General features: G+C 61.2%; 29 protein-coding genes and 1 pseudogene. 16 read left to right on the forward strand and 14 right to left on the reverse strand.

Going from position 1 to position 26474, the window contains the following annotated elements; translation table 11 throughout:
* Positions 1 to 17 precede the first annotated feature (17 nt).
* The 6 genes from ACK6BI_RS24015 (at position 18) to ACK6BI_RS24040 (ending at position 4793) form a co-directional block, all read left to right on the forward strand.
* Positions 18 to 338 carry a hypothetical protein gene (locus tag ACK6BI_RS24015; protein ID WP_409319021.1) on the forward strand — a complete coding sequence of 107 codons (321 nt, stop codon included), beginning with the start codon at positions 18 to 20 and terminating at the stop codon, positions 336 to 338.
* 46 nt (positions 339 to 384) lie between these two features.
* Positions 385 to 1743: a long-chain fatty acid--CoA ligase gene (locus ACK6BI_RS24020; RefSeq protein ID WP_409319022.1), complete on the forward strand. Its 1359-nt coding sequence runs from the start codon at positions 385 to 387 to the stop codon at positions 1741 to 1743.
* Between the two features lie 33 nt (positions 1744 to 1776).
* A complete protein-coding gene (locus tag ACK6BI_RS24025) occupies positions 1777 to 2019 on the forward strand; it encodes an acyl carrier protein (protein WP_065258420.1) in 243 nt (80 codons plus the stop codon).
* Positions 2016 to 3077, forward strand: coding sequence for a 3-oxoacyl-ACP synthase III family protein (locus ACK6BI_RS24030; protein WP_409319023.1), 1062 nt, complete (start codon positions 2016 to 2018; stop codon positions 3075 to 3077). The genes ACK6BI_RS24025 and ACK6BI_RS24030 overlap by 4 nt, the downstream gene beginning before the upstream one ends.
* A 90-nt stretch (positions 3078 to 3167) precedes the next feature.
* Positions 3168 to 3785, forward strand: coding sequence for a hypothetical protein (locus ACK6BI_RS24035; RefSeq protein WP_409319024.1), 618 nt, complete (start codon positions 3168 to 3170; stop codon positions 3783 to 3785).
* Between the two features lie 93 nt (positions 3786 to 3878).
* Complete coding sequence (locus ACK6BI_RS24040) at positions 3879 to 4793, forward strand: LysR family transcriptional regulator (protein WP_409319025.1); 915 nt, start codon at positions 3879 to 3881, stop codon at positions 4791 to 4793.
* Here ACK6BI_RS24040 and ACK6BI_RS24045 read toward each other — a convergent pair.
* Positions 4783 to 5553 (reverse strand): substrate-binding domain-containing protein, encoded by a 771-nt coding sequence (locus tag ACK6BI_RS24045; protein WP_409319026.1) that lies wholly within the window; start codon positions 5551 to 5553, stop codon positions 4783 to 4785. The two genes, ACK6BI_RS24040 and ACK6BI_RS24045, sit on opposite strands and share 11 nt — an antisense overlap.
* Before the next feature lie 10 nt (positions 5554 to 5563).
* Positions 5564 to 6856 carry an MFS transporter gene (locus ACK6BI_RS24050; protein ID WP_260519995.1) on the reverse strand — a complete coding sequence of 431 codons (1293 nt, stop codon included), beginning with the start codon at positions 6854 to 6856 and terminating at the stop codon, positions 5564 to 5566.
* Between the two features lie 282 nt (positions 6857 to 7138).
* Between ACK6BI_RS24050 and ACK6BI_RS24055 the strand changes: the two genes are divergently transcribed.
* Positions 7139 to 7447, forward strand: a complete 309-nt coding sequence (locus tag ACK6BI_RS24055; RefSeq protein WP_409319027.1) for an RcnB family protein — start codon at positions 7139 to 7141, stop codon at positions 7445 to 7447.
* Positions 7448 to 7450: 3 nt separating this feature from the next.
* On the opposite strand, the gene ACK6BI_RS24060 is transcribed toward ACK6BI_RS24055, so the two are convergent.
* Positions 7451 to 8536: a diguanylate cyclase domain-containing protein gene (locus ACK6BI_RS24060; protein WP_409319028.1), complete on the reverse strand. Its 1086-nt coding sequence runs from the start codon at positions 8534 to 8536 to the stop codon at positions 7451 to 7453.
* Positions 8537 to 8678: 142 nt separating this feature from the next.
* On the opposite strand from ACK6BI_RS24060, the gene ACK6BI_RS24065 reads away from it, so the two are divergent.
* Positions 8679 to 9017 carry an FKBP-type peptidyl-prolyl cis-trans isomerase gene (locus ACK6BI_RS24065; RefSeq protein ID WP_409319029.1) on the forward strand — a complete coding sequence of 113 codons (339 nt, stop codon included), beginning with the start codon at positions 8679 to 8681 and terminating at the stop codon, positions 9015 to 9017.
* Between the two features lie 86 nt (positions 9018 to 9103).
* On the opposite strand, the gene ACK6BI_RS24070 is transcribed toward ACK6BI_RS24065, so the two are convergent.
* Both ACK6BI_RS24070 and ACK6BI_RS24075 read right to left on the reverse strand, forming a co-directional pair.
* Positions 9104 to 9385 (reverse strand): hypothetical protein, encoded by a 282-nt coding sequence (locus ACK6BI_RS24070; protein WP_409319030.1) that lies wholly within the window; start codon positions 9383 to 9385, stop codon positions 9104 to 9106.
* A gap of 9 nt (positions 9386 to 9394) precedes the next feature.
* Positions 9395 to 9766 carry a DUF6124 family protein gene (locus ACK6BI_RS24075; protein WP_409319031.1) on the reverse strand — a complete coding sequence of 124 codons (372 nt, stop codon included), beginning with the start codon at positions 9764 to 9766 and terminating at the stop codon, positions 9395 to 9397.
* A 522-nt stretch (positions 9767 to 10288) separates the two neighbouring features.
* Here ACK6BI_RS24075 and ACK6BI_RS24080 point away from each other — a divergent pair.
* From ACK6BI_RS24080 to dmeF, 3 genes are all read left to right on the forward strand, one after another.
* Positions 10289 to 10600: a helix-turn-helix domain-containing protein gene (locus tag ACK6BI_RS24080; RefSeq protein WP_409319032.1), complete on the forward strand. Its 312-nt coding sequence runs from the start codon at positions 10289 to 10291 to the stop codon at positions 10598 to 10600.
* Between the two features lie 181 nt (positions 10601 to 10781).
* On the forward strand, positions 10782 to 11057 hold the full coding sequence (locus ACK6BI_RS24085) for a metal/formaldehyde-sensitive transcriptional repressor (protein ID WP_065258432.1): 276 nt from the start codon (positions 10782 to 10784) through the stop codon (positions 11055 to 11057).
* Positions 11058 to 11068: 11 nt separating this feature from the next.
* Entirely contained in the window at positions 11069 to 11995 is a 927-nt protein-coding gene (gene dmeF / locus ACK6BI_RS24090) for a CDF family Co(II)/Ni(II) efflux transporter DmeF (protein ID WP_409319033.1), read from the forward strand.
* A 1-nt stretch (position 11996) separates the two neighbouring features.
* Here dmeF and ACK6BI_RS24095 read toward each other — a convergent pair whose 3' ends face one another.
* On the reverse strand, positions 11997 to 13091 hold the full coding sequence (locus ACK6BI_RS24095) for a cytochrome P450 (RefSeq protein WP_409319034.1): 1095 nt from the start codon (positions 13089 to 13091) through the stop codon (positions 11997 to 11999).
* Positions 13092 to 13170: 79 nt separating this feature from the next.
* Here ACK6BI_RS24095 and ACK6BI_RS24100 point away from each other — a divergent pair, with 79 nt between their 5' ends.
* The 3 genes and pseudogenes from ACK6BI_RS24100 to ACK6BI_RS24110 form a co-directional block, all read left to right on the forward strand.
* A complete protein-coding gene (locus tag ACK6BI_RS24100; protein WP_409319035.1) occupies positions 13171 to 13926 on the forward strand; it encodes an ArsR/SmtB family transcription factor in 756 nt (251 codons plus the stop codon).
* An 88-nt stretch (positions 13927 to 14014) separates the two neighbouring features.
* Entirely contained in the window at positions 14015 to 15235 is a 1221-nt protein-coding gene (locus ACK6BI_RS24105; protein ID WP_409319036.1) for a putative DNA modification/repair radical SAM protein, read from the forward strand.
* A pseudogene (locus tag ACK6BI_RS24110) lies at positions 15232 to 16050 on the forward strand (TIGR03915 family putative DNA repair protein); the annotation flags it as partial. The gene ACK6BI_RS24105 and the pseudogene ACK6BI_RS24110, both read left to right, overlap by 4 nt.
* Before the next feature lie 23 nt (positions 16051 to 16073).
* Here ACK6BI_RS24110 and ACK6BI_RS24115 read toward each other — a convergent pair.
* Positions 16074 to 16682: a LysE family translocator gene (locus ACK6BI_RS24115; RefSeq protein WP_409319037.1), complete on the reverse strand. Its 609-nt coding sequence runs from the start codon at positions 16680 to 16682 to the stop codon at positions 16074 to 16076.
* Positions 16683 to 16788: 106 nt separating this feature from the next.
* On the opposite strand from ACK6BI_RS24115, the gene ACK6BI_RS24120 reads away from it, so the two are divergent.
* A complete protein-coding gene (locus ACK6BI_RS24120; RefSeq protein ID WP_409319038.1) occupies positions 16789 to 17667 on the forward strand; it encodes a LysR substrate-binding domain-containing protein in 879 nt (292 codons plus the stop codon).
* Positions 17668 to 17719: 52 nt separating this feature from the next.
* Here ACK6BI_RS24120 and ACK6BI_RS24125 read toward each other — a convergent pair whose 3' ends face one another.
* The 5 genes from ACK6BI_RS24125 to ACK6BI_RS24145 form a co-directional block, all read right to left on the reverse strand.
* Positions 17720 to 18739 carry a branched-chain amino acid aminotransferase gene (locus tag ACK6BI_RS24125; protein WP_260519979.1) on the reverse strand — a complete coding sequence of 340 codons (1020 nt, stop codon included), beginning with the start codon at positions 18737 to 18739 and terminating at the stop codon, positions 17720 to 17722.
* A gap of 244 nt (positions 18740 to 18983) precedes the next feature.
* Entirely contained in the window at positions 18984 to 20357 is a 1374-nt protein-coding gene (gene lpdA / locus ACK6BI_RS24130) for a dihydrolipoyl dehydrogenase (RefSeq protein ID WP_409319039.1), read from the reverse strand.
* A 4-nt stretch (positions 20358 to 20361) separates the two neighbouring features.
* Positions 20362 to 21630, reverse strand: coding sequence for a dihydrolipoamide acetyltransferase family protein (locus ACK6BI_RS24135; protein ID WP_409319040.1), 1269 nt, complete (start codon positions 21628 to 21630; stop codon positions 20362 to 20364).
* Positions 21631 to 22689 (reverse strand): alpha-ketoacid dehydrogenase subunit beta, encoded by a 1059-nt coding sequence (locus ACK6BI_RS24140; RefSeq protein ID WP_065258951.1) that lies wholly within the window; start codon positions 22687 to 22689, stop codon positions 21631 to 21633. It abuts the gene before it with no gap.
* Between the two features lies 1 nt (position 22690).
* A complete protein-coding gene (locus tag ACK6BI_RS24145; RefSeq protein ID WP_409319041.1) occupies positions 22691 to 23926 on the reverse strand; it encodes a 3-methyl-2-oxobutanoate dehydrogenase (2-methylpropanoyl-transferring) subunit alpha in 1236 nt (411 codons plus the stop codon).
* Between the two features lie 185 nt (positions 23927 to 24111).
* On the opposite strand from ACK6BI_RS24145, the gene bkdR reads away from it, so the two are divergent.
* Positions 24112 to 24600: a Bkd operon transcriptional regulator BkdR gene (gene bkdR, locus ACK6BI_RS24150; RefSeq protein ID WP_409319042.1), complete on the forward strand. Its 489-nt coding sequence runs from the start codon at positions 24112 to 24114 to the stop codon at positions 24598 to 24600.
* A 12-nt stretch (positions 24601 to 24612) separates the two neighbouring features.
* Here the strand turns inward: bkdR and ACK6BI_RS24155 are convergent, their stop codons facing one another.
* Positions 24613 to 25473, reverse strand: coding sequence for a tyrosinase family protein (locus ACK6BI_RS24155; protein ID WP_409319043.1), 861 nt, complete (start codon positions 25471 to 25473; stop codon positions 24613 to 24615).
* A 126-nt stretch (positions 25474 to 25599) separates the two neighbouring features.
* Entirely contained in the window at positions 25600 to 26463 is an 864-nt protein-coding gene (locus ACK6BI_RS24160; RefSeq protein WP_409319044.1) for an MBL fold metallo-hydrolase, read from the reverse strand.
* Between the last annotated feature and the right edge of the window lie 11 nt (positions 26464 to 26474).

The following is a 26474-nucleotide window of genomic DNA, read 5'->3' on the forward strand; positions in this document are numbered from 1 at the left end:
AATAAAGGAATGTTGGAATGCTCAACGAAGTCAAAACCCTGGTCGAATCCGCCGTGCGGCAACAGGATCTGTTGCTGAGCGAACCCATCGACCTGTCACGTGGCGAAGACAGCCCCCTGTATGGCGTCGAAGGCACCATCGACTCCATGACCCTGGTCTCGATCATCGTCGACACCGAGGAAAAGATCCGCCACCGATTCGGCGCTGAAGTGCATCTGGCCGACACCTCACACTTGCCTGCGACCGCCACGCCGTTCGCGACACTCGGCACCCTGTGTGCCTACGTCATGGACCGTCTGGCGTCTGCGGTGGCAGGGGCCGAAGCACAGGCGATCTGACTCAACGGCCGCCGCCGTCGGGCGGCATCTTTTTCGAGAGGTGGACATGCAAGTCGAAACGTTTCTGGATCATCTGAAGGCCGGCGCGGACAGGCCGGCGATCGTCAGCGACGAAGGTCGCTTTAGCTATGCCGAACTGTGTCGGCAGATCGACGTCTATGCCGAGACGCTCGCGGCGCAATCGGTCAGCGATTGCTGTGTGCTGCTGGTGGACAACTACAGCTTCAACAGCGTCTGCCTGCTGTTCGCGTTGTGGCGGCGCAACAACGTCGTGGCATTGTCGGTGCCCAAGAGCGCGGAGCAGCTCGCCAACCTGGCGAACGCCGCTGGCGCGCGATTCACCGTGACGGGCAACGGGCCGCAGGGGTTCTCGGTGCTGGCGAACGATAACGCCGGGCTGCCGTCGACCGTCGAGGGCCTCGTGTCGCGCCGGCAGGCCGGTTTCATTGTGTTCTCGTCCGGCTCGACCGGGCCGGCCAAGGGCGTGGTGCACGAAGTCGTCCCGTTCTTCGAGCGCTACCTGAAGGCTGAACAGTGCGGCGCGATTCTGGCGTTCCTGCTGTTCGATCACATTGGCGGGCTGGTGACCGTGCTGCAGGCGCTGGCCACTCACGGGACACTGGTGCTGCCCAACGAGCGCTCGCCTCAGGAGGTCGGCCGCTGCATCGAAACGTTCAAGGTACAAACCCTGCACGTGTCGCCGACGCTGTTGAACCTGGCGACGATCACCGGCGTGTTCCAGACCTGGGACACCGGCAGCCTGCAACGCATCTATTACGGCTCGGAACCAAGCTCGTCCGAAGCCATTCAACGCATCGCCCGCACATTGCCGCAGGTGCGCCTGAACCAGTTGTACGGCATGTCGGAAATCGGTGTGTTGCCCTGTCGCGGGCTGGACGGCGACAGCGCCTGGATGACCGTCGACGATCCGGCCTACAGCCTGCGAGTGGTCGACGGCATTCTGCAGGTGCGCGGGGCGACCAACATGCTCGGCTATCTGACCGGCCCGGGTGAGCTGTCCGACGACGGCTATCTGATCACCCAGGATCTGGCGGAAGAACGCGACGGGTACTTCAGGGTCAGCGGGCGGGCGGTCGATGTGATCAACGTCGGTGGCAAAAAGGTCTTCCCGTCCCATGTGGAAAGCGTGTTGATGGGCATCGACAACGTGTCCGACGTCGTCGTGTACGGTCAGCCCAACCCGCTGCTGGGCCAGATTGTCGCCGCACGTTTCACCTTGGTCGAACCGGAGACACTGGAGGTGTTCAAGCCCCGGCTCTATGCAGCGATCCGTGACGTGCTGGCAGCGGAGCAGTTGCCCCGGCTGATTTCCGTCAGCGACACGCCGCTGTTCACCAGCCGTTTCAAGAAAATGCGCCATCCCGGCGTCCTCAGCGGGTCGTAAGACCTGCTCACCACGTTATAAGGAAATGACAACATGGCCGTACTCGAAACAATGCGCGCAAGCATCGCTGAAATCCTGACCCTGCCGCTGGACGAGCTGAAGGGCGATTTCCGGCTGGAGAACAGCGACTACTGGGATTCGATGGCCAGGATCGGCATCGTCGCTCTGGTGTTCGAATCCACCGGCGTGACCGTGTCGGGCGAGGAGATGGACCGAATCGTGACGGTGCAGGACATCTTCGATCTGGTCACCCTGAAAATGAAGGAATCGGCATGACCCTGCACAGTCTTTCCGGAGTGGCTGTCCGTGCGGTCACGTCCGCGATGCCCGAGCGGCGTGTGGTGCTGGATGACTTCGCCGAGCTGTTCGGCGCCAAGGAAGTGGCCCGCATCGCCAAAAGCACCGGCATCGAATCGATCAGGGAAGCCGGATCGCTGAACACCTCCGATCTGGTGATTGCCGCATGCCGCCACCTGCTGGATCAGGACGGCTGCGCGGCGCAGGAAATCGACGGGTTGATCGTCGTGACCCAGACGCCCGACTCGTGGGTGCCGGGTGTCGGTTTTCTGGTTCAGCAGGCGCTCGGGCTGCCGCAGCACTGCCTGATCCTGAACGTCTCCGCCGGGTGTTCGGGGTATGTCAGCGCGCTGGTTCAGGCCGGCGCGCTGATCTCGGCCGGTGCCTGCAAAAAGGTATTGCTGTGCACCGGCGATGTGACCACCAAGCTGCTGGACGGGCGCGACCGGCATGTGAAGATGCTGTTCGGCGATGCGGCTTCCGCCACGTTGCTGGAGGCGGGCGAGGGCACGTTCGAATTCCTGTGCGGCGCCGACGGCAGCGGTCGCGAAGCGCTGGAGTCCGACATCGCCTACAGCGGTGAAGGCGACAGTCACACCCGTGCCTCGATCCAGCGTCTGCACATGGACGGGACGGCGGTGATGAACTTTGCGCTGAACCGTGTACCGCAGACCGTCAAGGCCTTGCTCGACGCCACGGGGCTGACTCCGGCGTCGCTGGATCTGCTGGTGCTGCACCAGGCGAACGGGTTCATGCTCAACTACCTGCGCCGCATGATCGGCGTGGCGCCGGAGAAGATGCCGGTCGACATCGACGATGTCGGCAACACCAGCTCCACGTCGATTCCGATTGTCCTGTCCCGCCACAGTGCCGTCGGTACTGCGCAGGCAGAGCATGTCGTGCTGTGCGGGTTTGGCGCCGGTCTGTCCTGGGGCGCGTTGAAGCTCGACCTGCGGCGTACGCTGGCCGTGCCGCCGTGCTACGTGCCTGAAAAAGCTGCGCAAGCGGCACAAGCCGGCGAGCGTCTGGAGGCCTGACAGGCGATCGTTGCCAAGCTTTCGGGGATGCCTGCCGGTATCCTCGAAGGCATTCGGCTCTCGCCATCGAATGACAAGGAAAGCCACGGTATGTCAGGGAAATTCTGCAAAACACTCGGGATTCTGGGCGACAAGAGCGTTGCGCACGGGATCTCGCCGTCGCCGTTTCTTGCGCGATTCAACTTCTACGAAATGCATCAGTCGGGCACGATCGCGGCGCAACCCGATGCCATCATCGCCGCCGTGTGCGCCCTGGACATGCGAGCGGACCGGGTAGCCGATGCCTTGCTGACCCTGCGCGAACTGCCGGCGAAACTCATCAGAATCATCAGCAATCGACCAACGCCTGCGCCTGCGCCGTTCGGTTTTGACGCATTCACCTTGCTGCGGCGCACTGACCACGAAGTGTCCCTCGGGCTGGCGGGGCGTTTCTGGCGCCCGGATCTGGACCCCTGCCATGTGGCCGATGCAGCGGCGTTCATGGCGCTGGACGATCCCCGCGTCGCCAGACTGGTGTTGCGCTTTCAAGTCATCGAGCAGCCGGACGGCTTGCGCACGCTGCGCACCGAAACGTTCGTGTCATGCCCCAACCCTCGGACCCGATGGTTGTTCACACCGTATTGGCTGGTGATCCGCCTGGCCAGCGGCTGGATCCGGCGTCGGACCCTGGCGACGATTCAGCGGCAATTTCAGGTGCAAGCCCGATAGCCGCCGGGAGCGAGGGAAAAGCGAGGCCTGTAATAATTTGCATCAATTGGTTACATTGATAGCCTCAGCGAATCAATTTCCCGCGAGTCTGCCATGGCCATCAACTTCGACCTCAACGACCTGCAAGCCTTTCGCGCCGTGGTCGAGCAGGGCAGTTTCCGCAAGGCCGCCGATACCGTGCGCATCTCGCAACCGGCCCTGAGCCGGCGCATCGAAAAGCTCGAAGACGCCCTCGGCGTGAAGCTGTTTGAACGCACCACACGCAAGGTCAGCCTGACCCAGGCCGGACGCGGCTTCATGCCCAGTGTCGAACGTCTGCTGGACGATCTTGACGTGGCGTTGCTCGGCATCAGTGAAGTCGCCTCGAACCGTCAGGGCCATGTCACCGTCGCCTGTGTACCGTCGGCGGCGTACTACTTCATGCCGCGAGTGGTGGCGCGCTATCACCGGCAGTTCCCGCGCATCAAGGTCAAAGTCCTCGACTCCAGCGCCCACGACGTGCTGACGGCGGTGGTCAACGGCGAAGCGGATTTCGGCTTGAGTTTCATGGGCACCCAGGATGCGGGCGTGGATTTCGAGCCGCTGGTGCAGGAAAGCTATGTGGTCGCCTGTCGCCGTGATCATCCGCTGGCCGGGCGCAGCAGCGTGACCTGGGACGAGTTCTACCGACAGGATTACATCTCGCTGGACAAGACTTCCGGCAACCGCTTTTTGCTCGATCAGGCGCTGGCGAAAGTGGTGCCGCAACGGCCGAGCATCTGCGAAACCCTGCACGTGACGACGATGATCGGTCTGGTGGAGGCGGGACTGGGGGTGGCGGCGGTGCCATTGATGGCGATGCCGGCGGCGGATCATCCGATCCTGACACGGGTGCCGTTGACCGATCCGCAAGTGATGCGCAGCGTCGGCATCATCAAGCGCCGGGGTCGCACCCTGACCCCGGCGGCACTGGAACTGGAGCGGCTGGTGGTGGAAATGAAAATCCAGCCGCCTGACGTCAACGCTTGACCGAATCCAGCCCGGTAGCCTGCACGTCGGCCTGGGCGGCAGGTGCCGCGAGGTAGGCAAGCAACGCCTTGGCTTCCTGCGGATGCTGCGCACCCACCGGAATGCCCGCCGCAAAACGCGTTACCGACTGCACCGACTCCGGAATCTTCGCCACAAAGCTCACCCCCGGCACCGGCAGCAGTTCGCTGACTTGCTGGAAGCCCAGTTGATAGTCGCCGGTAGCGACCACCGAGCCCACCGGGATTTTCGGGATCATCCTGGCCTTCGGTTTCAACTGATCTTCGATGCCCAGTTTTTTGAACAACTGCTGCTCGATGTACACGCCGCTGGCGCTGTCGGAGTAGGCCACCGATTTTGCATCGAGCAGGGTTTTCTTCAGGGCATCGACGTTACTGATGTCCGGTTTCGGCGCACCTTCGCGCACCACCAGGCCGATTCGCGAATCTGCCAGTTCCACCCGCGACGCCGGGTCGACCTTGCCTTGCTTGATCAGATCATCGAGGGCGTAGCCGACCATGATCACCACGTCAGCCTTTTCGCCACGGGCCAGGCGATTGGGGATCGCTTCCGGTGCCTTGCCCATCGACGGGCCGAGTTGGGTGTCCAGGGTGTTGCCGGTGGCGGCGGCGAATTTCGGCCCCAGGATCTTGTAGGCCGCGGTGAAACCGCCGGAGGTCATCACTCGCAGTTCTTCGGCCTGGGCCGTAACGTTGAATGCAAAAGCGGCGAGCAGGGCTGTAACAGTAAACAGTTTTTTCATGGTGATGTTCTCAGGCAGTAACAGGTTGCAGACGACCGCCCGCACGGCGATACAGATAAAGCGTCGCACCCAGTGCGCAGAGCGCGCCGATGCTCATCCAGTAACCCGGCGCAGCCTTGTCGCCGGTGTACTGAATCAGGAAGGTCGACATTGCCGGGGTGAAGCCGCCGAAGATCGCGGTGGCAAGGCTGTAGGCCAACGAGAAACCGGCCACACGAACCTCAACCGGCATGATCTCGGTCAGCGCCGGAATCATTGCGCCGTTGTACAGGCCGTAGATAAACGACAGCCACAACAGCGACAGCAGCATGTGGCTGAAGCTCGGCGCCTGCACCAGATACGACAGCGCCGGATACGTGGTGGCCAGGGCCAGCAGCGACATGGCGATCAGCACCGGACGCCGCCCGACACGATCGGACAGCGCGCCGCCAATCGGCAGCCAGAAAAAGTTGGAGACGCCCACCAGCAGAGTCACCAGCAACGCATCGGATGTACTCAGGTGCAGCACGGTCTTGCCGAAGGTCGGCGCGTAAACCGTGATCAGGTAGAACGCGGTGGTGGTCAGGGCAACCATCAACATCCCGCCCAGCACCACGCCCCAGTTCTGGCCGAGGGTGCGGAACACTTCTTTCATGCTCGGGCGATGTTTGCGGGCGGCGAACTCTTCGGTCTCTGCCAGTTTGCGCCTCAGGATGAAGATGAACGGCACGATCATGCAGCCGACGAAGAACGGAATCCGCCAGCCCCAATCGGCGACAGCTTGCGGCGCCATCCATTGGTTCAAGCCATAACCCAGCGCCGCGGCGACGACGATTGCCACCTGCTGGCTGGCCGACTGCCAGGCGGTGAAAAAGCCTTTGCGACCGGGTGTGGCGATCTCCGAGAGATACACCGAAACCCCGCCCAGTTCCGCACCGGCAGAGAAGCCTTGCAGCAAACGGCCGATCAACACCAGCGCCGGGGCAAACAGGCCGATGGTTTCGTATCCGGGCACCAGCACGATCAGGATCGTGCCGCTGGCCATGATCGACAGGGTCACGATCAGACCTTTGCGACGACCCACGTCGTCGATGTACGCGCCGAGCACAATGGCTCCCAACGGACGCATCAAAAAGCCTGCGCCGAACACCGCGAACGTCATCATCAGAGAAGCGAACTCGCTGCTCGCCGGAAAGAACACCGCCGCGATCTGCGTGGCGTAGAAGCCGAACAGAAAGAAATCGAACTGTTCGAGGAAGTTGCCCGAGGTGACCCGGAAAATGGCGCCGGCCCGCGAGCCGCCGTGTGGGATTGAGGCTGTCATAGAAAAATACTCCACCGCTTTTATGACGTGCGCGACGGGGAGGCGGCGCACGGTTCTTATTGGGGCGGATAGTGGCGCGCAGGGATCGATTTGTTAATTGCATTGTTGGCATGGATTGATGCGCGGGGTGGATCAATGACGGCTTGTGAGAGCTGGCTTGCCAGCGATAGCGGCCTGATCGACGACTACAATCTCCCCGGCCAGTGCGCGCAAAAAACAAGGAATGATTCCAGAACCCCGCAGTCGGAGTTCAGGTATCACATATCTGAAGGAGGTTCACCGATGAACAACAAAACCCTGATCGCCAGCCTGGCCCTTGTCGCCGGCTTCGCCGGGATCAGCCCGCTCGTTCAAGCGGCGCAACCCTCGACCGACACCGTCGAGCGCTCGCCGACCGACGGCCGCGAACTGAAGGTCAACGACCGCGCCCCGGACGTCTATCAGCGCAGCGAAAAAGCCATCAAGAACTGGAAACAGAAAGGCCTCAAGCAACCCGATCCTCAGGCGCAGTGGGTGCAGATGAATGACAAGTACGTGATGGTGAAGATTACCAACGGGACGATTGTGGATATCAAGCCGGTGGAGCGTTAACGCTCACATTCCAAATCCCGTAGCAGGCACGCGCACCGGGCTTTCGCCACCCAACCGATACTGATTGTTCCCGCTGCGCTTGGCCTCGTACATCGCCAGATCCGCAATGTGCAGCAGCCGGTCCATGGTTGGCGCATGGTCGGGGAACACGGCGACGCCGAGGCTGGTGCCGATGTGGCGTTGGTCGCTGCCGATGGTGATCGGCGGGGACAGTTCGATGAAGATTTTCTGGCAGATGCTGCGCGCTTCGTCCTGAAGGTTCAGGCCAGGGGCCAGGCCTTGGAGGACGACCACGAATTCGTCGCCGCCGATCCGGGCGACGGTGTCGCTGACCCGCAGGATGCGTTTCAGCCGGGTAGCGGTGGTGATCAGGACGCGGTCGCCGGCGGCGTGGCCGTAGCGGTCGTTGATACTTTTGAAGCCATTGAGATCAACAAATACCAGTGCCACCCGCGTCTCGGTGGCGCGGGCATTTTCCAGCGCTTGCGAGAGGCGTTCTTCGAGTACCAGCCGATTCGGCAAACCGGTCAGCGGGTCAAAGTGCGCCAGGTGCTGAAGGTAACTGGCCGAGGCCTTTTCTTCGGTGATATCGCGCACCACGCCCATCATCTTGATCATCGCGTCATGATCGTTCTTCACCACGTTGCCGGTTTCTCGCAGCCAGCGAATCGTACCGTCGGGCCAGACCACGCGGTATTCCTCATCGTGGTTTTCGCCGGTTTCCAGGCAACGTAATTCCCCGGCGCGCACCTTGGCCCGGTCGTCCGGGTGGACGCAGGAACAGAACAGGGCGTAGGAGGGCGTCACTTCGCCGATCTTGAACCCGAACATGCCGAAGATTGCGTCGGACCAATAGAGTCGATCCGTGTCGACTTCCCAATCCCAGGTACCGATCCGGGCAAAATACTGGCTGCGCTTGAAGCGTTCGGCATCGCCATCCTGGTGGATGTTCTGACCTTCGGCAGCGCGGGTGAGCAGTTCGCGGTATTCGGCAAGCTGCCGGCGCAGGGCGCGCTCGCGACGAATCAACACGGCGATCACGACCATCAGCACAACGACAACGGCAAAGCCGATCCAGAGTTGAGTCATTCAAACATCGCTGACATGGCGTATCGATTCGGGATGGGTGGCGGGTGGCCATCATCCATCACGGCCAACACGGGGTCAAACGGTTGCCAAGGGCCGGCATTTCTGGGAAAACGGCGGCCAGCGCAACAATAGAGTGAAAGTCATGAATGATGAACTGCAGATAATCGATCTTCAGCCCGGCGACGGAAAAGCCGCCGTCAAAGGCGCATTGATCACCACCCAATACACCGGTTGGCTGGAAGACGGCACCGAGTTCGATTCGTCCTGGAGCCGGGGCAAACCGTTCCAGTGCGTGATCGGCACGGGCCGGGTGATCAAGGGGTGGGACCAGGGGATCATGGGCATGCAGGTCGGTGGTAAACGCAAACTGCTGGTGCCGGCGCATCTGGGTTATGGCGAGCGGACGATGGGCAAGATCCCGTCGAATTCGAATCTGGTGTTTGAAATTGAGTTGCTGGAAGTGTTGACGCGGGAGGATTGATTGCCCGTTTCACTGCTGAGGTCATAAAACCCGCTGATTCCCTTCACGGAGCCAGCGGGTTTTTTCTTGTCTTTTTACCTGAGGCGTTACGCAGCCATCGCCATCTCATCCAGCGTTGCGGCAACCGTGCTGGTCAGGCTCGGAAATCTGCGCTGTACGCTTTGAAGTGCCGGCAGGATTCGATCCCGGTCCAGATTGCCATGATCGCGGGCGAGCTGGACCAGGGCCTCGAGGGCGGCAGTGACGATGGATTTTCTTTCGCTCTCGAGCAGGAGCAGGCAGGCCTTTTGCGCCCATTGGCTGTCTCGCTCGTTGAGGCCGATGGAGATCAGGGCGGCGACGACGTGTGCATCGGATTTGCTTTCCATGGGTGTTCCTCAGGTCGTGGCATCGAGTGTGTCCAGCGCCCGGGTCACGGCCAGTTCGCCGAACATCACCACTTGGGCGATGCCCAGGACGGTACTGCGGTAGGGCGGGTCCAGCAGCGCGGCGAAGTCGCTGAGCATCACGCTGGCCGAGGTCATTGATTCGCAGGCGTGGGCCAACAGGGCATGCTGATCGATGTGGGGGGCAACGAGGAACATGCGGTCGGGACAGTGTTTTTTCGGGGCGGTGGGTTTCAGGTAATGGTCGAGGGCGCGCTCGGCGTCTTCGTGGAGTTTTTTTGGATCGCTGGAAGAGTAGGGCGAAGTCGGGTCGGAATCGTCGGGTGTGCTTTTTTCGGGTGGATCGGGTACGTATTTGAACATTCGGGAAAGCCTCAAAGTGATGCCGACACCACCTCGCGACTAAACGAATAGGTGGCAGCTGTACGCAGGTTAGTCGACCGGCGACTTCCCAAAACCGGCGCACCCAAGGGTGCCCTGCACACAGCCGCCATAAAGTGCAGATGAAGGTCACCTGACTGTCTGGAGCACATGTAAAGTTTTGAGAAATCATCGAGCGACTAAACCCGTTCACTGACCATTCAGTGATGCGAATCAAGTTACCGACGCCCCCAAAACCGCACAAGCCGGCGGATTCTGGCGCAGTTGTAGGCAAAGGCGCAAGGCAATGTAGCCTCGCGGATGGCGGCAAATGATGCGTCATTTTTCAGTCCGCCTTCGCGAGCAGGCTCGCTCCCACGGGGGTTCTGCGTCGGCTTGTCAGCTGTGCCGGCTCGCGAATTTCTGCTTTGTGATACCAAATGTCAGATAAGCCAATTCAAACTTGATTTATATCGGTTTTGATATAGCCTGCAAGGCACACAGCAAAAGGAAACAGGTTGAACCATGACGGATCATCAAAACTCTTCCCAGCGTTTCGCAAGCGTCTGGGATGCACTGGAAGACACGCCGCAGGAAGCGGCCAACATGCGCCTGCGGGCCAAAGTGATGCGCACGCTTTGCGAAACAATCCGTACCTGGGAGCTTCCGCAGAAGGAAGCGGCCAAGCGACTCGGCATCACTCAGCCGCGCCTGAACGATGTACTCAACGGCAAAATCGACAAGTTCTCTCTGGACGCGCTGGTCAATCTGTCGGCTGCCGCACAACTGAACGTAGACCTCTGTTTCACGGCGGCCCCACCGCTGCAATGGGCCTGACAGACGAGGGCTGCCCACGGCCCTGTATCTGAAGAGCCTCTCGGAGGCGGCACTACCTCAGGTGTCACCTCAATTTTCCCGCATCCGGATCTCAAGCCACGACGAGCGGTCGAAAACGGACCTTGCCTCTTTCGATTGGAACGGAGACCATGCTCGCCAGATAGGGGTAGGGGGTATAGGTATGTCGCATACACACGAACACAAAGGCGAGTTGCTCAATCGGGTCCGGCGCATTGCCGGGCAGGTTCAGGCGGTTGAACGGGCCCTGGAGTCCGAGGCCGATTGTGCCAAGACGTTGCATTTGATGGCGGCGATTCGCGGTGCGGTCAACGGGCTGATGGAGCAGTTCATCGAGGCCCACGCCCGCGAGCACGTTGCCCATCCCGATCTCAGCGACGAAGCCCGCGCCCAGGGCGTGGAAGAGTTGCTGCAGGCCATTCGCCGATATTCCAAGTGAGCACCGAGATCATGACACTCAAGGTTGATGATTTTTCCCACGACCACCAGTTTCTCGGTGCGTCCCACGACGACAACGCCCGCCGCACCCTGTGGGTAGTGGTACTCACGTTCGTGATGATGATCGGCGAGATTGCCGCCGGTTATCTCACAGGCTCCATGGCGCTGTTGGCTGACGGTTTCCACATGGCGACCCATGCCGGCGCCTTGGGCATCGCAGCGGCGGCCTACAGTTTTGCCCGGCGCAACGCCAACAACCGTCGGTTCAGTTTCGGCACTGGCAAGGTCGGCGATCTGGCGGGGTTCGCCTCGGCCATGGTGTTGGGGCTGGTGTCGCTGGGCATTGCCGGGGAATCGGTTTTCCGTCTGTTCGAACCTACCCGCGTGGCGTTCGGCGAAGCGACCCTGATTGCCGTGGTCGGCCTGGGCGTCAACTTGCTCAGCGCCTTTCTGCTGGCCGGCCACCACGGTCATCATGACCACGGACACGGCCATAGCCACGATCATGGTCATCACCACCATCACGACAACAACCTGCGTTCAGCCTACGTTCACGTATTGGCTGACGCGCTGACGTCGGTGCTGGCAATTGCGGCGCTGCTTGCCGGCCGCTATCTGGGCTGGGTGTGGATGGACCCGGTGATGGGCATCGTCGGCTCCATCGTCATCGCCAAATGGGCCTGGAACCTCATGCGCGACAGCGCTGCCGTGCTGCTCGACGCCACCGATGAACCGGTAGCCGAGGAGATTCGCGAATTGCTGGAAACCTCCGACGACGTGCGCATCAGCGACCTGCACGTCTGGCAGGTCGGCCCGCAGGCACGGGCGGCGATTGTCAGTGTGGTGGCGGCTGCCGGCGTCACGGCAGAGGCGATTCGCGAGCGACTGGCGCCGGTGCATGAGCTGTCGCACCTGACCATCGAGTTGCGCAGCGCTTAAGTCATTTTTCGCTGAACAGTGGAATCCGACCATTGAGGGAAGGGCGGTAATGCCAGGTGAATCGGCTCAGGTCGATGTCATGGGCGAGGATTTCACCGACGGTGGCGCTGGCAATCGTCATCGCCAACCTTTGCCCCGGGCATTGATGACGACCGCTGCCGAACGTGAAGCTGCGGCGGTTCGGGCGATCCGGCAGAAATTGATCCGGGTTTTCATTCAGTGCCGGGTCGCGATTGGCCGAGGCGAGTAACACCAGAATCACCTCACCTGCTTCAAGTCGGACGCCGTCGATTTCGCAGGTGTTCGCGACAAAACGGCGGGTGTTCTGCACCGACGGATCGAAGCGCTGGACTTCGGCCAGCAGCGAATCGACTGACACGTTGCGTAGTTCCGGCTGACGCTGCAACGCCACCAACGCATTGCCGATCAAGCCGGCGCTGGCTTCGAATGTCTGCGAACAGAGACCGATGAGGTTGGCGATCAGCACGTCCTCTTTGCCTGAAAAGCGCTGTTGAATGTTGGCGAGAAACGGGTTCGGGTTTGCCAGTAATTCAATGAAGTCACCGTGCAATTGCTCCGCCGCCCGATGGGCTGCGGCCAGTTGCAGGTCATTGCTCAGCGGTGACAGGCACGCTGCAAAATCGGCGGTCAGCTCACTGATTGCCCGCGCTTGCGCCGGGGAGAATCCGAGCAACGCTGCAACCACGCACACCGGGCCGCGAAACATTGCCTTATATAAGCCGTCGGCATCGTCAGTCACCAGCCGAGCGGCGACCAGCGCCTGGACATCGTCGTCATTGATCATCCCCAGCGTCGGCTCAATGGCCGAACGCGGGCACCGCTGAGCTTCGCCATCATTCATGCGCATCAACTGGCCGAACACCTTGCCCGCCATGCCATCGGCGATGGCTTTGGGCACCGGCTCCTGCGCCGGACGCACCCGGCAATCCGGATTCGCCAGGACGGCGCAAACTGCCCGTGCACTGCTGGCCACCCACAGTTTCAGTCCGTGATGAAAGATGAGACCGCCTTCAGAGCGCAGTTTTGCGTAGTAAAAATAAGGATCGGCGTGAGTCGCAGCGATGATCGGGTCCATGGATCGCAACCTTGTCGGTGGGGAAAGTGTTGCTACTATCTCCAGTCCTTGAGGGCGATGATTCGTCCGGGAGCGAAATATGCACGCAGAACATCCAGACATCGGCGTCTCGCAGGTGGCGGCCGCCATCGCGGAGCCGGCGCGAACCAAAATGCTGTGTGCGCTGATGGACGGCCACGCCCGTACCGCCACGGAGCTGGCGACCCTCGCCGACGTCAGCGCTTCGACCGCCAGCGCACACCTGGCCAAACTCAAGGACCTGGCGCTGGTGCGCCTGCATGTGCAGGGCCGCCACCGTTATTACAGCCTCGCCGACAAGCGTGTGGCCCAGGCGCTGGAAGCGCTGATGGTGATCGGCCAGAACCCTGCGCCGACCTTCAAACCCCACACACCGGATCGCCTGCAATTCGCCCGCACTTGTTACGACCACATGGCCGGGACGTTGGCGGTGTTGCTGCATGACCGGATGCTGGAAGGCGGATGGCTGGTGGAAGCCGATGAACAGACGTATCGCTTGAGCGAAAGCGGGGAGGCGCTGTTCCAAGGGCTGGGAGTCAAGGTCAGGGATCTTTCGACGCTACGCCGACGGTTTGCCTGCGCGTGCCTGGACTGGAGCATGCGCCGGCCACATTTGGGCGGATCGCTCGGGGCAGCGTTATTGCAGGTTGCGTTGAAACGCAAATGGGTGACACAGGATCTGGACAGCCGGGCGCTGGCGTTGACGGTGGCGGGGCGCAAGGAAATGGCGGCGCGATTCGGGGTGCAATGGCCCGAGGCGACGCAGCCTGTCCCGGTGCGTAAATCCTCGACCATCGCAGCTGGCAGCCGACTGTAACAAGACTGACTGACGAAGGGTCGTTTCACGGCTTGTGGCCTGTGGATGGACTCTATACTGTATATGCGAACAGTATAGAGTCCATGCCATGCAACTCATCGACAAACTCAGCATCCTCGCCGACGCCGCCAAATATGACGCTTCCTGCGCCAGCAGTGGCGCGCCCAAGCGTAGCTCCGAAGGCAAGAACGGTCTGGGCTCCACCAACGGCATGGGCATCTGTCACAGCTACACGCCGGACGGGCGTTGCGTGTCGTTGCTCAAGATTCTGCTGACCAATTTCTGTCTCTACGATTGCCAGTATTGCGTCAACCGGCGTTCCAGCGACGTTCCACGTGCGCGTTTCACGCCGGAGGAAGTGGTGACGCTGACCCTGGATTTCTACCGGCGCAATTGCGTCAGCGGGTTGTTCCTCAGCTCTGGCATCATCCGTTCGGCGGACTACACGATGGAGCAGTTGGTGCGTGTCGCGAAGCTGCTGCGTGAGGAGCATGAGTTTCGAGGCTACATCCATCTCAAGACCATCCCCGAAGCGGATCCCGCGCTGATCGAAGAAGCCGGGTGTTATGCCGACCGCTTGAGCGTCAACATTGAATTGCCCACCGATACCAGCCTGCAAACCCTGGCGCCGGAGAAACACATCGGCTCGATCAGGCAGGCGATGAACACGATCCACACCGGCCTACAGACTGTGTTGAACGAACCTCGCGCACCCAAATTCGCCCCAGCCGGGCAGAGCACACAGATGATTGTCGGTGCCGATGACACCGACGACAGCACCATCCTGCATAGCGCTCAAGCGTTGTATGGCAACTTCCGTTTGCGCCGTGTGTACTACTCCGCTTTCAGCCCGATTCCCGACAGCCCGAAAAGCGTACCGTTGGCCGCGCCGCCGCTGATGCGCGAGCACCGTTTGTATCAGGCTGACTTCCTGTTGCGCAGTTATGGCTACAGCGCCGGTGAATTGCTCAAGGGACCGGGCAATCTGGCGCTGGACATCGACCCGAAACTGGCCTGGGCGCTGCAGAACCGTGAAGTGTTTCCGCTGGATCTCAACCGCGCCGAACCGGCGTTGATTTCGCGTATTCCCGGCATCGGCCTGCGTACCACCGAACGTCTGGTGGAGCTGCGTCGGCAGCGGCGTATCCGCTATGAAGACGTGGCCCGAATGCGCTGTGTGCTGGCCAAGGCCAAGCCGTTCATCATCACCAGCGATTACCACCCGCAACAGGCGGAGGTCTCCAGCCAGATGCTCTATCAGCAGTTGCGCGACCGGCCGATGCCGCAGCAGATGGGGTTGTGGGGATGATCAATCTCGACTGTGACGATCTGTTCGACGTCTGGCGCCAACAGGCCCGCTGGCTGCTCAGCCATGAAATCGATCCGAGTCTGGTGAGCTGGGCGTCGGAGGGGGTGAGTGATCTGTTTGCCAGTGACGTGTCGGTGCCGGAAGGACAGGGGCCGTTTCAGGCGCGGATTCCCCGTGCGTTGCTCGACACGCTGGAACAAGCGTCACGCTACCGTGGTGATCAGCGCTGGAGCCTGTTGTACGAGGTGCTGTGGCGAGTCAGCCACGGCGATCGCACGGCAATGATGGCCGGCGACCAACTGGGCAGCGAGTTGCAGCGGCGGATCAAGCAGGTGCAACGCGAAGCCCATCATCTGCATGCGTTCGTGCGTTTCATCGAGCGCCCATCGGACCTGCCGGGCCCGCAATACGTGGCGTGGCACGAACCGGCCCACGACATCCTGCGTAGCGCCAGCGAACACTTCATCGGGCGCATGGGGCGACATCGCTGGTTGATAGCTACGCCGCGTGATGGCGTTTATTACGATGGCGAACAATTGATCCATCAGCGCCAGTGCCCGCTGCAATGGCAACAACTGGCACAGAACGTCGACGATCCACGCGGTGATTTATGGCTGGCTTACTACAGCCATATCTTCAACCCGGCGCGGCTGAACGAAAAGGTCATGCAGGGGCATTTGCCCCTGCGCTTCTGGAAGAATCTGCCTGAGGGGGAATTGATCCCTGGTCTGATTACCCAGGCGCGGACGGGCAAGCAGCAGAACGGGCAGGCCGGTGGAATGACCGGGCGCAGCGGCAAACGTATCGCGTTGAAACAGGTGGAGCCTCCGCCCTCCGTTCAGCGCGTTGCCGAAGCCATGAGCAAACCAAAACCGGCGAAGGTCACCCCCGAGACCTTTGCCGCCAGCCAGGAACCTTTCGGGCTCGACAGCCAGCCTTTGGCAGCATTGGCGAGCAGCGCATAACTGCCGTGCACCAACATCACCAGCACGGCGTAAGAGGCCACCAGTTTGAAAAATTGCGGAAGGAAAGCCTGTGCGGTGTCGATGAACTGCGGGAACACCGCCAGAAAGAAGAAGATGGCTTTGGGGTTGAGAAATTGCAGGGACGCAGCTTCCAGAAAACGGTAACTCGCGCGAGAAGGGCGAACGTGTTGCAGGGTACGGAAACGATCTGAACGCCAGCTCTTGAAACCCAGGTACAACAAGTAAGCGGCGCCGGCGTATTTCAGTACGGTAAAAGCCGTTGCCGATGCGCTGAGGATCAGACCGACACTGGTTGCACTAAGGGCAGCGACCACGAACGCCCCCGAGGCAATCCCCAGAATCCCCGGTACTGCACCGGTCCAGCCCAGACGCACGGCGTTGGACAGGGTCAGTACCACACCCGGGCCCGGGCTCAAAATGGTCAGGGTGGCGAAGAGAACAAAGAGTCCGTAACTGTGCATGTCTGGTTCCATCGGGGCGCGGGGGCGGGCGTGCAGTCAGGTTGGCGTGACGACGAGCCTGTGACAAACGCTTTAAATGCGGCGTATGTGTGACTAAATTAGACCCATGAATAAATCACTCCCGCCGCTCAATGCGGTTCGTGCCTTTGCGGTCGCCGCCCGTCACCAGAGTTTCACGCTGGCAGCCGAAGAGCTGCACGTGAGTCATAGTGCCATCAGCCGGCACATCAAATTGCTGGAGGAACATCTGGGTGTGTTGCTGTTCGAGCGGCGTATCCGGCAATCGCTGCTGACGCCTGCCGGCCAACGCTTTTATCAGCAAGTCAGCGCCGGACTTGCGCAGATCGCCGACGCGGCTGCCGGGTTGCGTCAGCAGGCGGCGCGACCGACAGTGACCATCAACACCCGACCGTCGTTTGCCCAGTTATGGCTGATGCCCCGGCTGGATGCCTTCAAGGCAGAGCATCCGGACATCGAACCGCAGGTGGTCACCCAGACACGGTCGCCGGATCCAGCACAGGACAGTTTCGACATTGTCATCCGTCGTGGCCGCGACGACTGGGCGCCAACCATCGAGTCACACCCGTTGTTTGACGATGAATTGTTGATGGTGGCGGCGCCTGCGCTGCTTGAGCGGATACCGCTGGCAGACCTTGCCGATCTGGGCCGGCACACTCTGCTGACTGTCAGGGCGCGACGCGAAGACTGGCATCACTGGGCGCTGCGTTTTGGTCAGCCTCAGAGTGCAAGCCAGGCGATTCGCCAGTTCGATTACATGCATCGAGTGCTGGAAGCTGCCGTGGCGGGCGAGGGTATCGCGTTGTGTCCGACCACGTTGCTGGGCACACATCTGTCGAGTGGTCGGCTGGTCTGTCCGTCACCCGATCTGCGGATGCCGCTGCCACGTTATTACTACGGTGTTGCGCCGCAGGCCTCTGCCTCGGCTCAGACATTTGTGGCGTGGCTGCAAAAACAGACCCCATGAAAAAGCCCCCATCGAGTGATCGATGGGGGCTTTTGTGCATCTGGCCGTCAGATCAAACCTTGACGATCCAGCCGGCTGGCGCTTCGATGTCGCCGGTCTGTACGCCGGTCAGCTCCTTGTAGAGCTTCTGGGTCACAGGGCCGACTTCGGTTTCGCTGTGGAACACGTGCAGGTTGCCGTTGTAGCTGATGCCACCGATCGGGGTGATCACCGCAGCGGTACCGCAGGCGCCGGCTTCCTTGAAGTCCGACAGTTTGTCGATGAACACGTCGCCTTCGACCACTTCCAGGCCCAGACGGGATTTGGCCAGTTCGATCAGCGACAGACGGGTGATGCCAGGCAGTACCGATGGCGAGTTCGGGGTGACGAACTTGTCATCGTGGGTGATCCCGAAGAAGTTGGCCGAACCGACTTCCTCGATCTTCTTGTGGGTCAGCGGATCCAGGTAGATGGCGTCAGCGAAGTGCGCTTTCTTGGCCTGGGAGCCCGGCATCAGGCTGGCGGCGTAGTTGCCACCGACCTTGGCGGCACCGGTGCCTTGTGGCGCGGCGCGGTCGAAGGTGGAGATCTGGAAGTTGTGCGGGGTCAGGCCGCCCTTGAAGTAGGCGCCGACCGGGATCGCGAACACCGAGAAGATGAACTCCGGCGCGGTGCGCACGCCGATGTTGTCACCCACGCCGATCACGAACGGACGCAGGTACAGCGCGCCACCGGTGCCGTAAGGCGGGATGAAGCGCTCGTTGGCGCGAACCACTTGCTTGCACGCTTCGATGAACTGCTCGGTGGACACATGCGGCATCAGCAGGCGGGCGCAGCTGCGTTGCATGCGGGCGGCGTTCTGGTCCGGACGGAACAGGTTGATCGAGCCGTCCTTGCAACGATAGGCCTTCAGGCCTTCGAAGCATTGCTGGCCATAGTGAAGGGCCGTGGAGCCTTCGCTGATGTGCAGCACGTTGTCTTCGGTCAGGGTGCCTTTGTCCCACTCGCCGTTGCGAAAGTACGACAGATAGCGTTTGTCGGTCTTGATGTAATCAAAACCCAGCTTGTCCCAATTGATGCTTTCGTTACCCATGACACCCTCTATCACTTAACAACCGCCGAAGCGGTTCAAGGCTTCTGACGTTTTTTTGGATGGGCACAACAATACTTCATTCTTGAGCGGTTTCGCAGCCCGGACTATCGGATGACAGACAGATAGTTCGTGTTGACCCTCAAGAATTCGCGAGCAGGCTCGCTCTCACAGTTGGAATGCATTCCCCTGTGGGAGCGAGCCTGCTCGCGAAGTGGCCATCACAGCCACCCTCAATAACTCTGAATCACAGGTGCAGCGCATGCCCGAGGGCACGCAGCGCCGCTTCCTGCACCGCTTCACCCAGGGTCGGATGCGCATGGATGGTGCCGCCGATGTCTTCCAGTCGCGCGCCCATTTCCAGGCTTTGTGCGAACGCGGTCGACAGCTCCGAGACCCCGACACCGACCGCTTGCCAGCCAACGATCACATGATTGTCCCGACGGGCGACCACCCGCACGAAGCCGCTTTTCGATTCCAGGGTCATCGCCCGACCATTGGCGGCGAACGGGAAGTTCGACACGATGCAATCGAGCCCCACCGCCCTGGCTTCGTCCGGGGTCTGACCGACTACTACCAGTTCCGGGTCGGTGAAGCACACGGCGGCGATGGCGGTCGGGTTGAACTCGCGGTGCTTGCCGCTGATCAGCTCGGCGACCATCTCGCCCTGGGCCATGGCACGGTGGGCCAGCATCGGCTCGCCGCTCAGGTCACCGATGGCGTAAACGTTGCGCATGCTGGTCTGGCAGCGACTGTCGATCTTGATCGCCGAGCCGTTCATCTCGAGGTTCAGCGCTTCGAGGTTCCAGCCTTGGGTATTGGGTTTGCGACCGACGGCCACCAGCACCTGATCGGTCTCCAGGTTCAGGGTGTCGCCGTTTGGATCGCGCACCTGCAACTTGCCGTCGAAACCCAGCACGCTGTGCTTCAGGTAGAGCTTCACGCCCAGTTGCTTCAGCGCGTCGTGCACCGGTTGGGTCAGTTCGGCGTCGTAGGCCGGCAGGATCCGGTCCTGTGCTTCGACCACGCTGACCTCGGCGCCGAGCTTGCGATAGGTAATGCCCAGTTCCAAGCCGATGTAGCCGCCGCCGACCACGATCAGGCGCTTCGGAACCGACTTCGGTGCCAGTGCTTCGGTGGACGAAATGATCGGCCCACCGATCGGCAGGATCGGCAGGTTGACGCTTTTCGAACCGGTGGCCAGCACCAGGTGTTCACACTGGATGCGCGTGTCGCCGACTTCCACGGTCTTGCCGTCGATGACCCTGGCCCAGCCGTTGATGACCTGAACCTTGTTCTTCTTCAGCAGTGCGGCGACGCCAGTGGTCAGGCGATCGACGATGCCGTCCTTCCACTCGACGCTCTTGGTGATGTCGAGGGTCGGCGCCGAAACGCTGATGCCCAGTGCCGAATGCTGATTGTGATGTTGAGTCTGGTGAAACTGCTCGGCCACATGGATCAGCGCTTTCGACGGAATGCAGCCGATGTTCAGGCAAGTGCCGCCCAGTGAATCGCCCTCGACCAGAATGGTCGAAATGCCCAGTTGGCCGGCACGAATGGCGGTCACGTAACCACCGGGGCCACCGCCGATGATCAGCAGCGTGGTGTTCAGAGTTTGCATGCCATTACTCCACAAACAGGGTCGCGGGTTGTTCGAGCAGGCCACGAATGGCCTGGATGAAGAGCGCCGCGTCCATGCCGTCGACCACGCGGTGATCGAAGGAGCTGGAGAGGTTCATCATCTTGCGGATCACCACCTGGCCTTTGATGACCATCGGCCGTTCGACGATTTTGTTCACGCCGACAATGGCCACTTCCGGCAGGTTTAACACCGGGGTGCTGACAATGCCTCCAAGAGCACCGAGGCTGGTCAGGGTGATGGTCGAGCCGGACAGTTCATCACGACTGGCCTTGCCATTGCGGGCGGCAGTGGCGAGGCGGGAGATTTCCGCCGCGCTGTCCCACAGGCTGCGCGCTTCGGCGTGGCGCACCACCGGCACCATCAGGCCGACGTCGCTTTGGGTGGCGACGCCGACATGTACGGCACCCAGGCGGGTGATGACCTGGGCCTCGTCGTCGTAGCGGGCGTTCATCTGCGGGAAGTCGCGCAGGGCGACGACCAGCGCACGCATGAGGAACGGCAGCAAGGTCAGCTTGCCGCGGCTGGCGCCGTGTTTTTCGTTCAGATGGGCACGCAGTTCTTCAATTGCGGTGACGTCGATTTCCTCGACATAACTGAAGTGCGCGGCACGCTGGGTGGCTTCCTGCATGCGCTGGGCGATCTTGCGACGCATGCCGATGACCTGGATCTGTTCTTCATCGTGACGCTGGGCGTACGCGGCGACCGGCGCCGAAGCGTTGGATTGACCTTGTGCCAGATAAGCCTCGAGGTCTTCATGCAATACGCGACCGGCCGGCCCGGAGCCGCGCACCAGACGCAATTGAATGCCCAGATCCAGCGCATGCTTGCGCACGGCCGGGGAGGCCAGCGGACGCTCGTTGGCTTCGCGGGCGACCATCGGCCCCTGGCAAACCGCAGCTGCACGCGGCGCGGCGGGTTTGCTTTCAACGACGGCTTCCACCTTGGGCGCGACGGGTGTTTCTTTCGCCGCAACAGGCGCCGGTTTATCGGACTCCTTCAGATTGCCTGCGCCTTCGACTTCGATGCTGATCAGCACACTGCCGACGGCCATCACTTCGCCTGGCTGACCGCCGAGCGCGATGACTTTACCGTGCACCGGCGACGGGATGTCGACCATTGCCTTGTCGGTCATCACATCCGCCAGCACTTGGTCTTCAACGACCAGATCGCCGACCTTGACGTGCCACTGCGACAGTTCTACTTCTGCGATGCCTTCGCCGATGTCCGGCATCTTGATAACGTGCGTGCCCATTCAGACCTCCATGACCCGTTTCAGCGCCGCGCCCACGCGGGACGGCCCAGGGAAATACGCCCACTCCTGCGCATGCGGGTAGGGGGTGTCCCAACCGGTGACGCGCTCGATCGGCGCTTCCAGGTGATGGAAGCAATGCTCTTGCACCAGCGACACCAGTTCGGCGCCGAAACCGCAGGTGCGGGTGGCTTCGTGAACCACGACGCAGCGGCCGGTTTTCTTCACGGATTTGACGATGGTGTCCAAGTCCAGCGGCCACAGGCTGCGCAGGTCGATGACTTCAGCGTCCACACCGCTTTCTTCGGCAGCGACTTGCGACACGTACACGGTGGTGCCGTAGGTCAGCACGGTCACGTCCTTGCCCGGACGGGCGATGGCGGCAACGTCCAGCGGCACGGTGTAGTAGCCGTCAGGCACCTGTGCGGCCGGGTGTTTCGACCACGGGGTAACCGGACGTTCGTGGTGGCCGTCGAACGGGCCGTTGTACAGACGCTTCGGCTCCAGGAAGATCACCGGATCATCGTTTTCGATGGAGGCGATCAACAGGCCCTTGGCGTCATACGGGTTGGACGGCATGACGGTGCGCAGGCCGCAGACCTGGGTGAACAGGGCTTCGATACTCTGACTGTGCGTCTGACCGCCGTAGATGCCGCCACCGCAAGGCATGCGCAGGGTCAGCGGGGCGGTGAACTCGCCGGCGGAGCGATAACGCAGGCGTGCCGCCTCGGAAATGATCTGGTCATAGGCCGGGTAGACGTAGTCGGCAAACTGGATTTCCACCACCGGACGCAGACCGTAGGCGCCCATGCCCACGGCGGTCCCGACGATGCCACTCTCGGAGATCGGTGCGTCGAACACCCGCGAGGTGCCGTACTTGGCCTGCAGACCTTCGGTGCAGCGGAATACGCCGCCGAAGTAGCCGACGTCCTGGCCGAATACCACCACATTGTCGTCACGCTCAAGCATCACATCCATGGCCGAGCGCAGGGCCTGGATCATGGTCATGGTGGTCGTGGTCATGGCGGTTTCCAACTGAATATTGTTGTTGTGGTCGTTCATGTCAGATCCCCAACTGCTGACGCTGGCGCTTCAAATGCTCCGGCATCTCTTTGTAGACGTCTTCGAACATGGTCGCGGCGCTTGGAATCTGGCCGCCGGCAAGGGTGCCGTATTGTTCGGCCTGCTTCTGCGCAGCGATCACTTCGGCTTCGAGCTCGGCGCTGACGGCTGCGTGCTCTTCCTCGGACCAGTGGCCGACCTTGATCAGGTGCTGTTTCAGGCGGGCAATCGGATCACCCAGCGGGAAGTGGCTCCAGTCGTCGGCAGGACGGTATTTGGACGGATCGTCTGAGGTCGAGTGTGGGCCGGCGCGGTAGGTGACCCATTCGATCATGGTCGGGCCGAGGCCGCGGCGGGCGCGTTCGGCAGCCCAGGCGGAGGCGGCGTAGACCGCGTAGAAATCGTTGCCGTCTACCCGCAGGGAGGCAATGCCGCAACCGACGCCGCGTCCGGCGAAGGTGGTGGCTTCACCGCCGGCGATGGCCTGGAAGGTCGAGATCGCCCACTGGTTGTTGACCACGTTGAGGATCACCGGCGCACGGTAGACGTGAGCGAAGGTGAGGGCTGTGTGGAAGTCCGATTCGGCGGTGGCGCCGTCACCGATCCAGGCCGAGGCGATTTTGGTGTCGCCCTTGATCGCCGAAGCCATGCCCCAGCCCACACCCTGAACGAATTGAGTGGCGAGGTTGCCGGAAATGGTGAAGAAACCGGCGTCCTTGACCGAGTACATGATTGGCAATTGACGTCCCTTGAGCGGATCGCGCTCGTTGGACAGCAACTGACAGATCAGGTCGACCAGCGGTACGTCACGGGCCATCAGGATGCTTTGCTGACGATAGGTCGGGAAGCACATGTCGTCGGTGTTCAAGGCCAGGGCCTGGGCGCTGCCGATGGCTTCTTCGCCAAGGCTCTGCATGTAGAACGACATTTTTTTCTGACGCTGGGCGACCACCATGCGGTTGTCGTAGATCCGGGTCTTGAGCATGGCGCGCATGCCTTTGCGCAGGATCTCGACGGGCACGTTTTCGGCCCATGGGCCAAGGGCGTTGCCCTGGTCATCGAGTACGCGGATGAGACCACGGGCCAGGTCGGCGGTGTCGGCGGGTTCTACATCGATGGAAGGTTTGCGCACCATGCCGGCATCGGTCAGATGCAGGTAGGAGAAATCGGTTTTGCAGCCCGGACGGCCCGAAGGTTCAGGGACGTGCAGACGCAGCGGTTCATACGCTTGGGTCATGGCTTCTACGCTCGATCTTGTGAATTTCTTGTAGTGAGCTGGCAGTCATTCTTCGATAAAAGAAATCTTGTCCTACAACAATCATAGGCCCGGGCAAGAAGAATATTTCTCTCTGTTTCGTTGCGCTGGAGATCATTTGCAGATAGAAAATCTGCATAAACATAAAAAACAGGTGGTTTTGTCTCATGCGCAAACTGGACCGTACCGACATCGGCATTCTCAACAGCCTTCAGGAGAATGCGCGTATCACCAACGCCGATCTGGCCCGTTCGGTCAATTTGTCACCGACGCCTTGCTTCAACCGGGTGAAGTCGATGGAGGAGTTGGGACTGATCCGCGAGCAGGTGACCCTGCTCGATGCCGACCTGCTCGGGCTGCACGTGAACGTGTTCATTCATGTCAGCCTGGAGAAGCAGGTCGAAGAAGCCTTGCAGCATTTCGAGGAGGCGATTTCCGACCGCCCGGAGGTCATGGAGTGCTACCTGATGGCCGGCGACCCGGACTATCTGATCCGGGTGCTGGTGCCGACCATTCAGTCGCTCGAGCGCTTCATGATGGACTTTCTGACCAAGGTGCCGGGGGTTGCCAACATAAGGTCAAGTTTCGCACTCAAGCAGGTGCGCTATAAAACGGCGTTGCCGTTGCCGGCAAATGGTCTGACCCTCGGCAACTGATCGCTGGCCGGGTTACAGGTAGTCATACCGGTAACCCAGCTCCGTCGTATGGATTGCCTGCCCGACCGTGAACGTTTGTTCCCATGGGGCAAATTCATTCTCCGGATGGAAAACCAGAATGGTTTCATTCAGTTCATCGGGATCGCCCTGCCTGGACGTAAATGCCGGGAGGCGCGGATGTTGATGCTTCCAGCGCTCCCACAACAGATCCATGTAGCAGTGATGCAGAAAGAAGACCGGATCGTTGGGGGATGCGGCATGTAGCATGTTGCCACCGACCCAGGCATGAACCGGGTTGTGCAGGTCTCTTTCCGCAATGTTTTCCCAGCCCTCGGGTTCCAGCCAGTAGGGCGTCCTGTTAAGCGCCGAAATGACAGCCTCCGCTGACGGCAAGGCGCCCTCTGCGCCGAGGTTTCGCAGCAGGCCCGTGTTTCCCGGCTCCTCGTCCCATACGGCAATCTCGAAACGCGAATGCTCCCGGGAAAACGGGCCGGTGGTGACGCGCTGCCCCAGCGTATTGTCACCATTTCCCCCCATGAAGTCGGAGGTGAAGGGGTTGTCCGCACCCCCGAGCTGCCAGTTCCAGTAAGGCAAGGTAATGCCCGGATTATTGGCAGCGGTCTGCAGGGCCAGCTCGAACTGGCGAATCAGAATCCGGTGCCAGGGAAAGAACAGGGGACTGCCATGCGGGTTGGGGACCAGCGGGTTGCCCAGGCCCATCGAGTTCCTGTGGATCTGGACGAAGTCATCGTAACGGCTCTGCTGACCGGGGTGCAGCACGCTGTCGACGTTGTTTTTCAGTCTGAGGACCGCGTCGATGAACGCGGATTTTTCATCCCGGGTCAGATCCCGGTGGTTGCGGCGAATATCCATATTGCAAAACCTCCATGGGTTGAGTGCCCCATGGAGTCTGCCTGCCCGCCGAAATTAAACCAGTTCATGGGTGTCGACGCGTCATGTGGGAAAAGCTTTCACCATCACGAGCCATGACGCTTTTTCTTATAGGGCGTTGATCGGAATCTTCAGATAGGTCACGCCGTTGTCTTCTGCCGGCGGCAGATTACCCGCCCGCACATTCACCTGAATCGCCGGCAGCAACAGGGTCGGCATGCCCAGCCCGGCATCACGTTTGGTGCGCATTTCGACAAATGCGCCTTCGTCGATGCCGTCATGCACATGGATATTGCTTTTGCGTTGTTCGCCCACGGTGGTCTGGCACTGCGAGGCGCGACCTTGCGGCGGGTAGTCGTGGCAGACGTAGAGCTTCACGCTGGCGGGGAACGCCAGCAGCTTCTGGATCGAATTGAACAGCTGATGCGCGTTGCCGCCCGGGAAGTCGCAGCGGGCGGTGCCGACGTCGGGCATGAACAATGTGTCGCCGACCAGAATCTGCTCACCGTCGATCAGGTAGGCCATGTCCGCTGGCGTGTGGCCGGGAACGTGCAGGGCGGTGGCCTTGAGATTGCCGATACCGAACGACTCGTTGGGCGCGAACAGGTGATCGAACTGCGAGCCGTCCACGCGAAATTCCGGCTCAAGGTTGAACAGCGCCTTGAACACGTTCTGCACTTTGCTGATCGACTCGCCAATCGCGATCTTGCCGCCCAGCTCCCGGCGCAGGTAAGGCGCGGCGGAGAGGTGATCGGCGTGGGCGTGGGTTTCCAGCAACCATTGCACTCGCAGATGGTGGGCGCGAACGAACGCGATGATTTTGTCTGCCTGGGCCGTGCAGGTGCGGCCGGCGGCGCCGTCGTAATCAAGCACTGGATCGACGATTGCACACTGTCCGCCGTCGGCCTCGTAGACCACGTAGCTGTAGGTCGAGGAGGCGGGGTCGAGGAAAGCTTCAATCAGCGCGGGCATGGACAGGGTCC

Origin of the sequence: Pseudomonas sp. KCJK9016, assembly GCF_046231795.1 — a bacterium.
Taxonomy (GTDB): Bacteria; Pseudomonadota; Gammaproteobacteria; order Pseudomonadales; family Pseudomonadaceae; genus Aquipseudomonas; species Aquipseudomonas bananamidigenes.

What these genes read in the sequence shown, in the direction of transcription:
- ACK6BI_RS24015 (WP_409319021.1), top strand. Translation starts at nt 18, where the DNA reads ATGCTCAACGAAGTCAAAACCCTGGTCGAATCCGCCGTGCGGCAACAG.
- ACK6BI_RS24020 (WP_409319022.1), top strand. Translation starts at nt 385, where the DNA reads ATGCAAGTCGAAACGTTTCTGGATCATCTGAAGGCCGGCGCGGACAGG.
- ACK6BI_RS24025 (WP_065258420.1), top strand. Translation starts at nt 1,777, where the DNA reads ATGGCCGTACTCGAAACAATGCGCGCAAGCATCGCTGAAATCCTGACC.
- ACK6BI_RS24030 (WP_409319023.1), top strand. Translation starts at nt 2,016, where the DNA reads ATGACCCTGCACAGTCTTTCCGGAGTGGCTGTCCGTGCGGTCACGTCC.
- ACK6BI_RS24035 (WP_409319024.1), top strand. Translation starts at nt 3,168, where the DNA reads ATGTCAGGGAAATTCTGCAAAACACTCGGGATTCTGGGCGACAAGAGC.
- ACK6BI_RS24040 (WP_409319025.1), top strand. Translation starts at nt 3,879, where the DNA reads ATGGCCATCAACTTCGACCTCAACGACCTGCAAGCCTTTCGCGCCGTG.
- ACK6BI_RS24045 (WP_409319026.1), bottom strand. Translation starts at nt 5,553, where the DNA reads ATGAAAAAACTGTTTACTGTTACAGCCCTGCTCGCCGCTTTTGCATTC.
- ACK6BI_RS24050 (WP_260519995.1), bottom strand. Translation starts at nt 6,856, where the DNA reads ATGACAGCCTCAATCCCACACGGCGGCTCGCGGGCCGGCGCCATTTTC.
- ACK6BI_RS24055 (WP_409319027.1), top strand. Translation starts at nt 7,139, where the DNA reads ATGAACAACAAAACCCTGATCGCCAGCCTGGCCCTTGTCGCCGGCTTC.
- ACK6BI_RS24060 (WP_409319028.1), bottom strand. Translation starts at nt 8,536, where the DNA reads ATGACTCAACTCTGGATCGGCTTTGCCGTTGTCGTTGTGCTGATGGTC.
- ACK6BI_RS24065 (WP_409319029.1), top strand. Translation starts at nt 8,679, where the DNA reads ATGAATGATGAACTGCAGATAATCGATCTTCAGCCCGGCGACGGAAAA.
- ACK6BI_RS24070 (WP_409319030.1), bottom strand. Translation starts at nt 9,385, where the DNA reads ATGGAAAGCAAATCCGATGCACACGTCGTCGCCGCCCTGATCTCCATC.
- ACK6BI_RS24075 (WP_409319031.1), bottom strand. Translation starts at nt 9,766, where the DNA reads ATGTTCAAATACGTACCCGATCCACCCGAAAAAAGCACACCCGACGAT.
- ACK6BI_RS24080 (WP_409319032.1), top strand. Translation starts at nt 10,289, where the DNA reads ATGACGGATCATCAAAACTCTTCCCAGCGTTTCGCAAGCGTCTGGGAT.
- ACK6BI_RS24085 (WP_065258432.1), top strand. Translation starts at nt 10,782, where the DNA reads ATGTCGCATACACACGAACACAAAGGCGAGTTGCTCAATCGGGTCCGG.
- dmeF (WP_409319033.1), top strand. Translation starts at nt 11,069, where the DNA reads ATGACACTCAAGGTTGATGATTTTTCCCACGACCACCAGTTTCTCGGT.
- ACK6BI_RS24095 (WP_409319034.1), bottom strand. Translation starts at nt 13,091, where the DNA reads ATGGACCCGATCATCGCTGCGACTCACGCCGATCCTTATTTTTACTAC.
- ACK6BI_RS24100 (WP_409319035.1), top strand. Translation starts at nt 13,171, where the DNA reads ATGCACGCAGAACATCCAGACATCGGCGTCTCGCAGGTGGCGGCCGCC.
- ACK6BI_RS24105 (WP_409319036.1), top strand. Translation starts at nt 14,015, where the DNA reads ATGCAACTCATCGACAAACTCAGCATCCTCGCCGACGCCGCCAAATAT.
- ACK6BI_RS24115 (WP_409319037.1), bottom strand. Translation starts at nt 16,682, where the DNA reads ATGCACAGTTACGGACTCTTTGTTCTCTTCGCCACCCTGACCATTTTG.
- ACK6BI_RS24120 (WP_409319038.1), top strand. Translation starts at nt 16,789, where the DNA reads ATGAATAAATCACTCCCGCCGCTCAATGCGGTTCGTGCCTTTGCGGTC.
- ACK6BI_RS24125 (WP_260519979.1), bottom strand. Translation starts at nt 18,739, where the DNA reads ATGGGTAACGAAAGCATCAATTGGGACAAGCTGGGTTTTGATTACATC.
- lpdA (WP_409319039.1), bottom strand. Translation starts at nt 20,357, where the DNA reads ATGCAAACTCTGAACACCACGCTGCTGATCATCGGCGGTGGCCCCGGT.
- ACK6BI_RS24135 (WP_409319040.1), bottom strand. Translation starts at nt 21,630, where the DNA reads ATGGGCACGCACGTTATCAAGATGCCGGACATCGGCGAAGGCATCGCA.
- ACK6BI_RS24140 (WP_065258951.1), bottom strand. Translation starts at nt 22,689, where the DNA reads ATGAACGACCACAACAACAATATTCAGTTGGAAACCGCCATGACCACG.
- ACK6BI_RS24145 (WP_409319041.1), bottom strand. Translation starts at nt 23,926, where the DNA reads ATGACCCAAGCGTATGAACCGCTGCGTCTGCACGTCCCTGAACCTTCG.
- bkdR (WP_409319042.1), top strand. Translation starts at nt 24,112, where the DNA reads ATGCGCAAACTGGACCGTACCGACATCGGCATTCTCAACAGCCTTCAG.
- ACK6BI_RS24155 (WP_409319043.1), bottom strand. Translation starts at nt 25,473, where the DNA reads ATGGATATTCGCCGCAACCACCGGGATCTGACCCGGGATGAAAAATCC.
- ACK6BI_RS24160 (WP_409319044.1), bottom strand. Translation starts at nt 26,463, where the DNA reads ATGCCCGCGCTGATTGAAGCTTTCCTCGACCCCGCCTCCTCGACCTAC.